Genomic DNA, 12973 nt, shown 5'->3' on the forward strand with positions numbered 1-12973 from the left:
TCCCTTGTCCAAGTTCTTTATTACCACTTATATGTTATAAAAATGGACTTCATTCATAGGGATTCAGATTGCAAAAAAACAGGAACCGAGAAATGGATCCTGTTTACGCAGCAGCGGTTCGCTTTTTATTATTTTTGAGCAGTTGTTTTAGACGAGAAATTCCTAATGTTATAAATGGCAAAATCCATAAAAATAAGGCATACGGCAAATAATCCACTAACGAAATCCCGACAATGGTACTGCACATAATGGCCAATACACTCCATGGAACCATTCCTGGAAACAGCATTGTCGAATCGCCCAATACTCTAGCCAATTCTTCCTTCCCATAACGATTTGACCAATGCGGCAGGAACGCCCGTCCAGTCAAAATAATCGGCAGCGTTTGATTAGCGGCAATTAAACTGATAATCAAAGTGGCTGTCAGGACTTTAAAGGTGTCACTCGTTAAGGAGCTTGATGACTGCAGCCATTTATCCAAATAAGGCTGAATGACATTCAATTCCTCTATTAATCCATTATAAGCCCCTGCGAGTGCCAAAAATAGCAGCAATTCATACATATGAATGAACCCGCCGCCCAAACCATCGATTCCGTACCATAAGGCATTGATAATTTTGCCAAAAGCATTGCCACCAAGAACAGCTAGAATGGATGCCGATAGAATGCTAGAAAGAAAGGCATAAATGATACTCATTCGAAAAATCACAAAAAGTATTAAGACCAATGGCGGGATAAATTTAGTCAACGATAGCTTGCTCCATTCCAAATGCAAAGAATAGACAACTGTCTTGGCTGAAAAATAATGGTCTAGAACACTATAAAAGATTAAGCAAAGAAAAATCGCGAGGATGGTAGTTAGAAACATTGCTTTCCCCTGCTTTTTAACCGGTATTTCGACTGTATGTGAAACCAGCTGATGAGAACTCGAAAATGGGGATGTCCTGTCCCCGACAAACGCTCCAGAAACCAAAGCCCCGGCAGCCGCCGCCACCGGAAGATGCAGAACCATTGCTGTTCCAAGAATAGGAACTCCAATGGCACTTAATGTTCCAACGGTTGTACCGAGCAGCATCGACATTGTTAACGCAGCAATAAACGTCAGAAGAAAAAAATGCTCCGGGCTAATCAACCCAAGTGCAACTTGAACCATTTGGTCAATCGTCCCGGACAGATACCATGAGGGTAATAAAAATCCTACTAAGAATAGAATCAGAATGACGATTTTTGTTTTATTTATACCACTCCAGCAAATTTTTAAAATACCCTTATAAGGAATCCCTTTTTTAGCAGAAAGTTGAAATAGAATAAGAAATCCCGGAAGAAAGCCAATTACAAGCGGAAGATGTAAAAAGACAGACGTTATCACACCAATTAAGGTTATTAAAAGAACAATTAGTATTTGTCTTAAGGAAAAAGTAAAATTCATTAGGAGACCACCTTTTTAATAGGAACATACCCATTATATGAGATGTTTCGCCTTTCGAAAAGATGGAAAAATAAGAAAAAGAGCCGCTATTCCTAATGGCTCTAACATTTGCATGGGTGTTGACAGTGACTACAATAGAAAGCTTTTAATGGAGATACTTTTTACCTGAATTAGTTCTTCGCCGATAAACAAACTTCCTTAAATCCCTTTCTTTAAGGTTTCCATCATATAACAAAAACAACAGTGATTGAAACTCTGGATACCGTTTCATGACAAAAAGAGCGAACTCCTTCCGTTCGCCCTTTAATTTTGCTAAAAACTCTTGGTCTTGTTTAATTTCATTCAGCTGAATTTCAAAATAAGCTTTTGTATCCTCCCACTTTTCGATCCTTTTCTCCAAAATGTCACGGGCATATACAGGTAATTTTTCAATCACAAGGTCAATATAGCCTTCAGACCACATTAGCATTTTATCCTTCTCAGGGAGTTCAAAAAGCATAGCCAGCAGCTCAATATCATCCACAAAATCGCTTGTTGCATATTTTCCAATTCGGTTCACCATATCACCCCAAATTTGAAGTTAATGGTTTTATCTTTTCTAAATCTATTCGCTATTATTATTCGTCAACTTGGCAGTTAATGTTTTTTGTTTTCCATCACGATAGATTTCAAATTTAATCTCATCGCCAACTTTAACCTTAGAGTATAGATATTTTCTTAAATCCGATGAATTAGCAATTGCTGTTCCGTTCATAGAAACAATCACGTCCTTTGGCTCGAAGCCTGCTTTGGCGGCGGCGGAATTCGGGTCAATATTCATGACCAAAACCCCTTTGGTGATATTTTCAGGAAGACTTTGCCAATACATTTGCGAAACTTGATTTAAGTCTGCCAGTCCAACCCCTAAATAGGGACGCACAATTTTTCCGTTTTGGATTAGTTGATTAACGATTGGAATAACATCATTGCTTGGGATGGCAAATCCCAGACCTTCCACACCATTTTCGGAAATTTTCATGCTATTAATGCCAACGACAAGCCCCTGAGAATTGATTAGCGCCCCTCCGCTGTTTCCTGGATTAATCGCTGCATCTGTCTGGATGACATTGGTTTCCCAGTTCCCTGCTGATGTCGAAACGGGAATGCTTCTATTTGTGGCACTGACAATTCCCTGGGTTACTGTCCTGGAAAGCTCTAGCCCCAATGGATTTCCGATTGCGTAAACCTGATCGCCGGGACGAAGGGTTGATGAATCGCCAAATTGAACTGTTGTCGTAACATTTTTAGCATCAATTTTTAAAACTGCAAGGTCAGTCAAGGCATCTGTGCCGACAACTTCTGCTGTCGTTTTTTCACCATTGTATAAGGAAACCTCCAGCTTCGAAGCACCCTCTACTACATGGTTATTGGTAACGATGTAGGCAAAATCACCCTTTTTTTGAAAAAGAACCCCAGAGCCCGATCCAGATTCTACACTTTGGGATGAATTTGAACTACGGAAAAACGGATCATTTTGCTGCTGGTAATTGACAATACCGACAATCGCCTTTGAAACCTGCTCCACTGTATCAGCAATAGAAGCAGAATCTGAAGTGGACTTTGTTGACACCGGTCTAACCGTTGAAGCCGTACTCTTGGCTGCCTGTGAACTGCTTGTGTCTTGATTTGCCGCTGCAGGATAATAGTTCTGGAAGTAATCAGTATGCGGCAGGACTGCTAATGTCAATGCAGATCCGACCACTCCTGCCGCTACCGTCGAAACAAATCCTTTTACAAACCCTTTTTTGGGTTTACTTTTAACAGGAGGAGCGGTCCTCATCTGCTCTGTTCCGGGCTGGATTCTTGTCACTTCATACGAATCGTTTTGAGTTTGATTGATTTCATTCGGATCTCTGAATTCCATCGTAATCTTCTCCTTTAAGTATGTTAACTTCTTATCTTGTCTTTACTATACCTGACAAATTTTAAGAAATTATTAACAAACTTTAACGGCTTTTAGAAATTATTATGAAAAAAGCCGCGGGAGCAATTTTCCCGCGACGTTATTTGGGAAAACGAATAATAAATTTTGTCCCTTTCCCTTTTTCACTCACAACATTTATATCCCCACTATGGAGAAGCACTAGCTGTTTCACAATAGAAAGTCCTAGACCAAACTCACCATAAGGGTTACTGGTTCTGGAAATATCAGCTTTATAAAAGCGGCGCCAGATTTTTTCTACTTCAGCAGGATCAATCCCAATTCCGGTATCCTCCACTTCAATGATGACGCTGTCCGGCTCTTCCCTTCCGCGAAGCCAGATGGTTCCCTCTCTTGTAAATTGAATGCTATTTTTCGTTATATTAATTAAGATTTGAATAAGCCGATCGTAATCGGCTTTTACGTAAACTTCCGGTGCTGCCTCAACAATGATTTGATTGTTTTTTTCTTCCGCCTGAAGACTTAATTGCTCCTGTATTATCTCAAGAACATCCAAAAGCTCAATTTCTTCCTTCATTAACTGTATCTGGTTGGAACGGATTTTTTCAAAATCAAGATTTTCATTGACGAGACGAATCAGTCTTTTTGCCTCTTGGCTGACTAGGTTTATGCCTCTTTCTTTATCTTCTTCAGAAATCATATTGTTTTTTAGCCCTTCAATCACTCCGCTTATGGTCGTAAGCGGTGTCCTCATTTCATGAGAAACATCGGCCATAAATTGACGACGGCGGTTTTCCAAGCTTTCAATCTCGGCCATAGAGGTATTGATTTTATCAACCATGTGATTAAAATCATTTGCTAATTCTCCGATTTCATCATAATTTGAGGATTGAACATGAACATTATAATCCCCTTTAGATACTTGGGAGGTTGCCTCCCGAAGCCTTCTAATCCTTTTCACATGAATTCTTGATAAGTACCAGCTCTGAAGGAAAGAAACACCAAAAGCAATCAAAATAGTATACAATAAAATCTGATTAATTTCTTGAATCATTTCGAGGGAACCGCTAATCGGTGAGGTGAGCAGAATTCCCCCATAGAATTTTCCATTTTCCAAATAGGGTAAAACGACAAATGTTACGCCATCCTGGTCAAATCTTTTATAATCGCTTTGAACAATAATCGTCTTACCCTTTTTTAAGCTTTCCCAATCCTCCCGGGGCAGGTATTTAATTTCTGGCCCTCGATTAGAAACTAAATACAATTTGCCATCCCGATCAAATAAACTAAAGCTTATTTTACGAGCTGGTAAAACAGAACTATATTTATTAAGCACGATTTCGGTTGCATACGGATTTTCTTTAATATCCGACAAAATAGCTTTGCCATAGGAAATTAGTTCATCCGCCTTGTTCCTATAAACAAGGTTTTCAAGATAATGGGCAAATAATAAACTTAATAGTAAAAACGCTACAATAATAATGCTGATATGGCTGCTAAACTGTTGATAAAAGTAACGGAACTTAGTCTGTTTTAAGCGCGTCATCGAACTTATACCCTACTCCCCAAACAGTATGGAAGAATGGCTGCTCCGAAGTCTCCACCTTTTTCCGCAACCTTTTGATATGCACATCAACGGTTCGTTCATCTCCATAAAACTGATAGCCCCAGACCCTTTCAAGCAGCTGCTCCCGTGAGAAAACCTGGCGAGGATGCTCCGCCATATAGAAAAGCAAATCAAACTCCTTGGGGGTCAAATTGGTTATCGGAGTCCCGTCAACCATTACTTCTCTAGTTGTTTTGTTGATTTTAAAATGGTCTGTTTCCAATGCCCCTTCGTTATCTTTTGGTGCCTGGACCTGAACACGTCGGGTTACTGCCTTAATCCGGGCCATCAGGGTCAGCGGGCTGAACGGCTTCGTTACATAGTCATCCGCTCCCATTTCAAGGCCAAGAACCTGGTCTGACTCGCTGTCCTTTGCTGTTAGCATAATGATGGGGACAGTATTTTTTTCTTCTCTGATTTTTCGGCATATGGTGACCCCATCCATGCCGGGCAGCATCCAATCAACAATCAAAGCATCCCATGTGCCATTCTTGAATTGGTTGTAGCCCTCGAATCCGTCATTGACAAATACTCCTTCAATCCCCTCTTTTGCAAAAAACATTTCAATCATTGAACAAACACTTTTATTATCCTCGATCACTAATATTTTCACTAATGCTCAACTCCCAGAGTTAGAAACTTGATACTATTAGTGTAAACAAATTTGCAAACATAGCAAACCTTCAGTATTATTCTTCCCTATTAATTAATACATTGTTCATATTCTGTTAATATTCTCATAGAAAAAGAGGCCTTGAGTGGACTCAGGGGGCCTCCTTCATAAACTCCTATTTGCCTCTAAATACCGGTTTTCTCTTTTCTTTAAAGGCTGTAGTTCCTTCTTTATGGTCCTCTGATTCAACCATAATCATTTGGGTTAAACGCTCTAGCTCAAGAATCTCTTCCAGCGATGAAGTAAACGATTTATCAACCAGTTTCTTCTGTTTTCCATATGACAATCCTGGACCATTCGCTAATTTTAAAGCTAATTTAGTTGTTTCTTCTTGAAGCTTCTCAGCCGGAACAAGATAATTGATGACACCTAATTGATAAAGACGTTCGGCCGGAATAGGCTCTGCTGTAAAGAAGAATTGCTTGGCTAAATGCGGACCAACCAATCTAGGAAGGAAATAAGAACCTCCTCCATCAGAAATCAGCCCAACCTGGGAAAAGCTTAGCGCATATTTACTGTCCTCGGCTGCGACTATTAGGTCACAAGCTAAAACCAAATTAAAGCCTGCACCCGCAGCAAAGCCGTGAACCGCGGCAATTATCGGCTTTTCAACATCCTTCATTAATAAAATAAGCTCATTCAGTTTGCCAATATGTTCATAAACTTGAACGCCTGACCTTCCCTGTCCCATCCCTTTCACGTCACCGCCGGCACAGAAGGAACGGCCGGATCCAGATAGCACGATGGCTTGGATATCGTCATCATTTTGCGCGTTTCTGAGAGCATCCTTCAATCCTAAAATCATTTCCGGGCTAAAGGCATTGAGACTTTCCGGGCGGTTCAAGGTCAGTGATAAAACAGGTCCTAATTTTTCTACTAATAAATGTTCTTGCGCCATTATGATCTCCCTTTCCATTTAAAAATTTTATGGTTTTTAAAATTATTTAATCAGCCAGCCGCCATCCACTAGTAAATCAGAACCGGTCATATAGGAGGCATCGCTGGATGCTGCAAACGCTATGACGCTTGCAATTTCCTCAGGAGTTCCCACTCTCGACATTGCCGTATTTTTTTCAATGGCACGGACAAAACGTTCATTTTGCAGGCCTCGTTCGGTTAACGGGGTCTCGACAAACCCTGGCGAAACGGAGTTCACACGGATTCCGTATTTAGAAAAGTCCAACGCCAATGATCTTGTAAAATTAATCACTGCCGCTTTAGCTGCACTATAGTGAGGAATTTCCGCCCCAGCCTGGTGTCCCGATAATGAGGCAATATTGACAATCGCACGATTGTGCTCGGAACGCTGTGCGCCCTCAATCATGATTTTCCCCATTGCTTTTGAGACAAGGAATACGCTCTTTAAATTCACATTTTGAACATAGTCCCAATCTGCTTCCGACATGTCTAATATTTTGTTGTGTCGTGACCCTCCTGCATTATTAACAAGAATGTGGAGATCACCATAATGCTGCTGGACATATTCTGCCAGCTCCTCGACATCTTCGGCATCCGTACAATCCGCTGGAAAAATTTCAGCCCTTGGAATTTTACTTTGGCGATTTATTTCTTCAGCCGTTTCTTCCAATTTTCTTTTTGTCCTGCCCACCAAAATGACCTTTGCCCCTTCACTTGCAAGCCTAATGGCAGCGGCTTTTCCTATTCCGCTTCCGGCCCCGGTCACTAACGCAACGGTATCTAAAAACCTCATCCGTTATCCCCCCTGATCTCCTTAAATTTTCTAGACAGTGCAAGCTGTCTCGATTACTACCTTTCCATTTTTCATAATCGGTACGATAGATGTAATCCCTTTAGAAACCGCGAGTTTCAAATCTGGATGTTGATCATATTTTTCTAATAGCCTGCCAACATAGGAGTTTACGAATATTTCATACCCAGCATGTTCCTGACCGCGGTAAAAATACATGGCAGCCTTTGCTGCGTCTGTTAGCTCGTGTTGGCCTGCTTTTACCAAACAATCAATTAGATGCCCTGAACCATAAAAGTCTTCTAAGCTGAGCTCTCCGGAATTTCCGGAACAAATGATAAGAACGGTTTGCTCTTCCTCAACATTCGCCAGCGTTTCGGCAACCGCAGGATTATTTAAAATCGAGGCTACATAAACCTTCTTGGCGGAAGCAGCCTTTCTTAAAGCAACTGTTCCATTTGTGGTAGATAAAATGAGCGTCTTACCTTTGACGTTCTCCCTGATTAAGGTTGGACTGGGATATAAAAAGCCGTCAATTGGTTTCGCATCCAGTTCACCAGCTAGAAGGCAGGTACCGGGCATGAAATTTTCAGCTAAATCACTAGCTTCGGAACTGTTAAGAACAGGTATAACTTCCTTTGCTCCGTCCTTTAAAGCTGATACAATGGTTGTCGTGGCTAAAAGAATGTCTAAAACAACTGCCACTTTATTTCCTTCTAAAATTTTTTCCTCACTGATATCTTCCTTCTTCACAAGAAGGTGAATTTTGGCCATTTCGTTCCATCCCCCTGCTAAAGCTTTTCATTGGCTGTAAATGTCGCATGCTGGATTAGTCCCTTAACATAATTGTTTAGGGTTGCAAATCTTGTATCGCTTGTTTGACCTTTCTTATACCGATAATAGATTTGCTGGCAGATGACAGCGAGTTTAAAATAAGCAAACGTCAAATAGAAATGCAAGTTAGAGACATCCCTGCCGCTTTTTCTGGCATAACACTCAATAAATTCCTTCCTTGTGAAAAAACCTTCGTGGACAGCGGTAACCGGATCTCTGCCCATCCCTTTTTTCATGTTTGGCGGGTCCTCAGGGAGACTCCAGTAACTCATCGCAGCCCCCAAATCAGCAAGGGGGTCACCTACGGTAGTCATTTCCCAATCAAACAAACCGACCATCTCGGTGAAATCATCATTTAACATCGCATTATTCAGCTTGTAATCATAATGAATCACAGCTGCCTCTGAATGGTTAGGAATATTGCTCACAAGCCACTTCTTAAGGGATTCCACCTCGGAAATTTCATCCGTTTTGGCCCGTTCATAACGGCCAATCCAGCCGTGAACTTGCCGCTCCATAAAGCCATCAGGCTTGCTTATTTGCATTAGTCCTGTTTCCTTGTAGGGAAGAGCATGCAGTTTCGCCAGGTTTTCAACCATTAGTTCAGAAATCTGTTTACAAAGCTCAGGTGTCACGTTTACTGCTGCAGGAAATGAAGTGTCCAAGACAATACCATGCTTTCGCTCCATGACAAAAAATGGGCTGCCGACAATCTCATGATTATCGGAGAACAGAAATGGCTTAGGCGCGGCGGGGAAGATGGGATTTAATTCTGTCAGAATCTTAAATTCCCGTTCCATATCATGTGCTTTTGGTGCCACCGGACCAAGAGGAGGACGTCTTAACACTGCCTCCCAATCTCCCATCCTTATTTGATAGGTTAAATTAGAGGCACCTGCAGAAAACTGTAAAATTTCCAGCGGGGCACTCGGCAATGACTTAATATTCTCACGCAAAAACGTTTCTAAAATAGCTAGATTTAACTCCTCTCCTATACGAACAGGAATCGTATCCTTATTCATTTGATAAGGCATGTTTTCATCCTCCTTTCAATTCAAAAAATTCAGATTTTTATTATTGTGGATAACCCTATGAATACACCAGATGACTTTTCAGTTTATCTAATAAAACTTCTGGCAGCGGCTCACTTTGTTGTTTATCAAAATCAAAGCAGACCATCACCGCATTCCCTTGGGCAATCAGTTTACAAGTTTGCGAACAAATGATTTCATGGTCTAGGTGAAAGCTTTTCGACCCAATTTTGGAGACGCTTGTTTTAATTATTAATTGTTGATTGAAATACCCTTGGCTTATAAAATCACATTTCGTAGAAGCTAGGATAAAATTCCAATCCCGTGCATCAACTTGGTAGCCAATTGCTTCAAAAAAGCGAATCCTTGCTTCTTCAAGGTAAATGAAATAACTTGTATTATTGATATGGCCTAATGCGTCTGTTTCGCCGAAACGAACAGTTATCTGTATTTCGTGCATATTCTTCTTTTATACCTCCGTCTCTACATTCGTTTTGAAAAACAAGCTTTCCAAATAAATGAAGTGCCACCATTCTTTTGATTTATACCTATTAATTCTGGAGTTTTTCACCAATACTAACCGGTTGGTATGTTATTGGCTTAAAAAGAGGGATATAATCGGCATTAATATCCCTCTTTTTATTTCTATCCGCGTAATTGAATTCCCTTTAAAATCATATCGACAAATATCTCGCTGACCTCTTGGTCCGTATAAGCTCCTTTTGGGTTAAACCATTGATAACTCCAGTTGACGATCCCCAGAATCGCAAAAGATACAATGGATGCATTTAAATCTGACCGAAATTCGCCTTTTTTCATTCCAGCTTGAATCAGCTCCTCAGTATTTAAACGGAATTGATCCCGTTTCGGCACAATTAATGCAGCATGTTCCGGACTTAAATTTTTCATTTCTCTAAAAAAGATTTTTGCCGCACGGCCGCGAATCTTAATATCGGAAATTAACATTAAAATAATGTCAAATAATTTTTGCTTAAAGCTTTTTGACTCATCCCCTAAGATTTGCTCTTGGCGGCTCAATATTTCGCTAATATATCCAAGATGGATATCCATAAGCAGTTCTTCTTTACTTGAAAAATAATAGTAAAAGGTTCCTTTTGTCACCCCTAGTGTATCGACGATGTCTTGAATGGACGTTTCACTAAATCCTTTTTCTTCAAATAAGCGGATGCTTTGTTCCGTTATTTTTTCCTTCACCTTAATATCCTCACAATCATGTAAATATCTATTCGAGATTATACCATAAACTTTATCTCTTCTATAATATTGATTGCGTGAACTTTTTAAAAATTTTCATAAGTGTGCCCTACTGTTTTAAAGCTTCTTCTCTCAAGCTGCGGCGAAGGATTTTTCCAACTCCGGTTTTTGGCAGCTGTTCACGGAATTCCACATTGCGCGGCGCCTTATAGGCTGCAAGATTCTCTCTGCAATATTGAATAATCTCATCCTCTGTTGCTGTTTTTCCAGCTTTTAAGACGACATACGCCTTTACTGTTTCTCCTCTGTAAGGGTCCGGCACCCCGATGACAACAGCCTCTTGGACAGAAGGATGCTCATACAAAACCTCTTCGATATCACGAGGATAAATATTGAATCCTCCTGCGATGATCATGTCTTTTTTCCGGTCAACAATATATAAATAGCCATCTTCATCCACTTTGGCAATATCGCCTGTATACAACCAGCCATCCTTTAAGGTATTGGCCGTTTCCTCCGGCATGTTCCAGTATCCTTTCATAACCTGCGGCCCTTTAATAATTACTTCTCCTAGCTCGCCTGTCGGCACTTCTTCGGTACCTGTTGACAAGTCGACAATTTTATATTCTGTTGAAGGTACTCCAATACCGACGCTGCCCGTTTTTCTCGCAGCAAATGGCGGGTTGCAGTGTGTTGTCGGTGATGCTTCCGATAATCCATAGCCTTCCAAAATTTGCGCTCCTGTTTTACCTTCAAACTCACGAAGTAATTCAACAGGCATTGGCGCGCTTCCGCTATTACATGTCCGAATACAATTTAAGCCATACTCTTCTGCCTTCGGATGGTTAGTTAGAGCAACGTACATGGTTGGAACACCAGGGAAGGTCGTTGGCTGTTCTGTTTTGATTGTATTCAACACCTCCTCTAGGTCAAAACGAGGAAGCATTATGGACTCAGCGCCTGTATAGATTGAAAGATTCATACATGAAGTCATCCCAAACACATGAAAAAGAGGGATGACCGTTAAGCACTTCTCTTTGCCAAATTCCATTTCATGTTTGAAAAATTCCTGGCATTGAAGTACGTTAGCCAAAATATTGCGGTGTGTCAGCATAGCGCCTTTGGAACGGCCTGTTGTCCCGCCTGTATACTGAAGAACAGCAACATCGTGTTCAGGTTCAAATTCTACCGGAACCACGGTTCCATTGCCCTCCTTAAGGAAGCTTTCAAAGCTTCGGTCCGGAGCAAAATCCTGTCCAGAAGGCTGCAGGCTGACAACAATAATATTTTTTAATGGAGTTTGCGCCTGCACGCTTTTCACCCTTGGGTAGAGGGCGTCAAGAACAACCATCGTTTCCGCACCGGAATCGTTTAGAATATGAATGAGTTCTCTTTCAACAGACATCGGGTTGACCTGTGTGATAATGCCGCCGGCATTTAGGATGCCATAATAGGCAACCACATATTGCGGACAGTTTGGCAGCATGATAGCAACCCGGTCGCCTTTTTGGACTTGGTTTTGCTGGATGGCAGACGTAAATGCAAACGCTAGGGAGGATAGCTCTTTATAACTTATTTTTCTTCCATAGAATGATAGAGCATTATTTTCCGGAAACTTTTCTGTAGTTTCTTTTAAAATCTGACCTAACGGTATATTAGGAATTTCAATCCTCTTTGCAATAGACTCAGGATAATTTGCTAGCCATGCTTTTTGATAACTCATCGATATACCTCCGATTGATATTTATAGATCACAGTTCTCTTTCGTTCTTGTCTAGCTGCAGCAGTTCCTCGTTTTCAATTAGAACGTCAGACCTCCGCCATCAACTGAAAGTGTTGTACCTGTTATAAAAGAGGCTTCATCTGATGCCAAAAATAATACGGCATTTGCTACCTCTTCAGGATTGCCAATTCGGCCAAGGGCATTTGCCTTTGAGATGATCGGCCATTTCCACTCGCTTTGTCTCCAGTTTTCAATGATTTTAGTATCAATGACACCAGGTGCAATCGCATTTACACGGATATTCTTTTTTCCATATTCAAGTGCGGCGTTTTTCGTCAAAATCACCACTCCGCCTTTAGATGCATTATAGGCTGACATGTACTTTTGCCCTTTTAATCCCAATAGACTTGCCGTGTTAACAATTGCCCCTCCGCCTGCTTTTATTAGCTCAGGAACCGCGTACTTAATGCCAAGGAAAACTCCTTTTAAATTAATATCAACGACTTTGTCCCATTCATCTTCTGATAAATCCGTACTTTTCACCTCTGAATTGCCAATTCCAGCGTTGTTGAACATGATATTTAAAGAGCCGAAGGTATTCGTTGTTGTACTGATCAATTCTTTTATTTGGTTGGAGTCTGCAACATCTGTTTTTACGAAGATTGCTTTTCCTCCTGCGTTTTCTATGATGCTGACCGTTTCCTCACCACCAAGGGAATCAACGTCCGCTACTGCTACCGCTGCCCCTTCCTGTGCAAATCGGATGGCCGCTGCGCGCCCAATCCCGCTTCCTCCGCCGGTTACAATGGCTGTTTTACCTAAAAATCTCATAA

13 protein-coding genes are annotated in these 12973 nt (G+C 41.0%); all 13 read right to left on the reverse strand.

Annotated elements, in window-relative coordinates; genetic code table 11:
• Positions 1 to 103: 103 nt before the first annotated feature.
• The 13 genes from ACZ5B7_RS20285 to ACZ5B7_RS20345 all read right to left on the reverse strand — a co-directional run bounded on the left by ACZ5B7_RS20285 (position 104) and on the right by ACZ5B7_RS20345 (position 12971).
• Positions 104 to 1429 carry a Na+/H+ antiporter NhaC family protein gene (locus tag ACZ5B7_RS20285; RefSeq protein ID WP_464490788.1) on the reverse strand — a complete coding sequence of 442 codons (1326 nt, stop codon included), beginning with the start codon at positions 1427 to 1429 and terminating at the stop codon, positions 104 to 106.
• A 145-nt stretch (positions 1430 to 1574) separates the two neighbouring features.
• Positions 1575 to 1991: a hypothetical protein gene (locus tag ACZ5B7_RS20290; RefSeq protein WP_464490789.1), complete on the reverse strand. Its 417-nt coding sequence runs from the start codon at positions 1989 to 1991 to the stop codon at positions 1575 to 1577.
• Between the two features lie 42 nt (positions 1992 to 2033).
• Positions 2034 to 3248: a S1C family serine protease gene (locus ACZ5B7_RS20295; RefSeq protein WP_378583624.1), complete on the reverse strand. Its 1215-nt coding sequence runs from the start codon at positions 3246 to 3248 to the stop codon at positions 2034 to 2036.
• A 223-nt stretch (positions 3249 to 3471) separates the two neighbouring features.
• Positions 3472 to 4896, reverse strand: a complete 1425-nt coding sequence (locus tag ACZ5B7_RS20300; RefSeq protein WP_213145256.1) for a sensor histidine kinase — start codon at positions 4894 to 4896, stop codon at positions 3472 to 3474.
• Positions 4874 to 5569 carry a winged helix-turn-helix domain-containing protein gene (locus ACZ5B7_RS20305; protein WP_213145255.1) on the reverse strand — a complete coding sequence of 232 codons (696 nt, stop codon included), beginning with the start codon at positions 5567 to 5569 and terminating at the stop codon, positions 4874 to 4876. The genes ACZ5B7_RS20300 and ACZ5B7_RS20305 overlap by 23 nt, the downstream gene beginning before the upstream one ends.
• A gap of 175 nt (positions 5570 to 5744) precedes the next feature.
• Positions 5745 to 6527 carry an enoyl-CoA hydratase/isomerase family protein gene (locus ACZ5B7_RS20310; RefSeq protein WP_213145254.1) on the reverse strand — a complete coding sequence of 261 codons (783 nt, stop codon included), beginning with the start codon at positions 6525 to 6527 and terminating at the stop codon, positions 5745 to 5747.
• Between the two features lie 42 nt (positions 6528 to 6569).
• Complete coding sequence (locus tag ACZ5B7_RS20315; RefSeq protein ID WP_213145253.1) at positions 6570 to 7340, reverse strand: SDR family NAD(P)-dependent oxidoreductase; 771 nt, start codon at positions 7338 to 7340, stop codon at positions 6570 to 6572.
• 30 nt (positions 7341 to 7370) lie between these two features.
• Positions 7371 to 8111, reverse strand: a complete 741-nt coding sequence (locus tag ACZ5B7_RS20320) for a 2-phosphosulfolactate phosphatase (protein ID WP_464490790.1) — start codon at positions 8109 to 8111, stop codon at positions 7371 to 7373.
• Positions 8112 to 8128: 17 nt separating this feature from the next.
• Positions 8129 to 9205 (reverse strand): phosphotransferase family protein, encoded by a 1077-nt coding sequence (locus tag ACZ5B7_RS20325; RefSeq protein ID WP_464490791.1) that lies wholly within the window; start codon positions 9203 to 9205, stop codon positions 8129 to 8131.
• 55 nt (positions 9206 to 9260) lie between these two features.
• Positions 9261 to 9662, reverse strand: coding sequence for an acyl-CoA thioesterase (locus ACZ5B7_RS20330; protein WP_464490792.1), 402 nt, complete (start codon positions 9660 to 9662; stop codon positions 9261 to 9263).
• A 185-nt stretch (positions 9663 to 9847) separates the two neighbouring features.
• Entirely contained in the window at positions 9848 to 10417 is a 570-nt protein-coding gene (locus ACZ5B7_RS20335) for a TetR/AcrR family transcriptional regulator (RefSeq protein ID WP_464490793.1), read from the reverse strand.
• A 109-nt stretch (positions 10418 to 10526) separates the two neighbouring features.
• Positions 10527 to 12140, reverse strand: a complete 1614-nt coding sequence (locus ACZ5B7_RS20340) for a long-chain-fatty-acid--CoA ligase (RefSeq protein WP_464490794.1) — start codon at positions 12138 to 12140, stop codon at positions 10527 to 10529.
• A gap of 78 nt (positions 12141 to 12218) precedes the next feature.
• Positions 12219 to 12971, reverse strand: a complete 753-nt coding sequence (locus tag ACZ5B7_RS20345) for an SDR family NAD(P)-dependent oxidoreductase (protein WP_464490795.1) — start codon at positions 12969 to 12971, stop codon at positions 12219 to 12221.
• Positions 12972 to 12973: the final 2 nt, after the last annotated feature.

It is taken from the genome of Neobacillus sp. S1115 (assembly GCF_055385565.1).

Coding starts and splice junctions, on each gene's coding strand:
- ACZ5B7_RS20345 (WP_464490795.1), bottom strand. CDS start 12,971: ATGAGATTTTTAGGTAAAACAGCCATTGTAACCGGCGGAGGAAGCGGG.
- ACZ5B7_RS20310 (WP_213145254.1), bottom strand. CDS start 6,527: ATGGCGCAAGAACATTTATTAGTAGAAAAATTAGGACCTGTTTTATCA.
- ACZ5B7_RS20300 (WP_213145256.1), bottom strand. CDS start 4,896: ATGACGCGCTTAAAACAGACTAAGTTCCGTTACTTTTATCAACAGTTT.
- ACZ5B7_RS20330 (WP_464490792.1), bottom strand. CDS start 9,662: ATGCACGAAATACAGATAACTGTTCGTTTCGGCGAAACAGACGCATTA.
- ACZ5B7_RS20295 (WP_378583624.1), bottom strand. CDS start 3,248: ATGAGGACCGCTCCTCCTGTTAAAAGTAAACCCAAAAAAGGGTTTGTA.
- ACZ5B7_RS20315 (WP_213145253.1), bottom strand. CDS start 7,340: ATGAGGTTTTTAGATACCGTTGCGTTAGTGACCGGGGCCGGAAGCGGA.
- ACZ5B7_RS20285 (WP_464490788.1), bottom strand. CDS start 1,429: ATGAATTTTACTTTTTCCTTAAGACAAATACTAATTGTTCTTTTAATA.
- ACZ5B7_RS20320 (WP_464490790.1), bottom strand. CDS start 8,111: ATGGCCAAAATTCACCTTCTTGTGAAGAAGGAAGATATCAGTGAGGAA.
- ACZ5B7_RS20290 (WP_464490789.1), bottom strand. CDS start 1,991: ATGGTGAACCGAATTGGAAAATATGCAACAAGCGATTTTGTGGATGAT.
- ACZ5B7_RS20325 (WP_464490791.1), bottom strand. CDS start 9,205: ATGCCTTATCAAATGAATAAGGATACGATTCCTGTTCGTATAGGAGAG.
- ACZ5B7_RS20340 (WP_464490794.1), bottom strand. CDS start 12,140: ATGAGTTATCAAAAAGCATGGCTAGCAAATTATCCTGAGTCTATTGCA.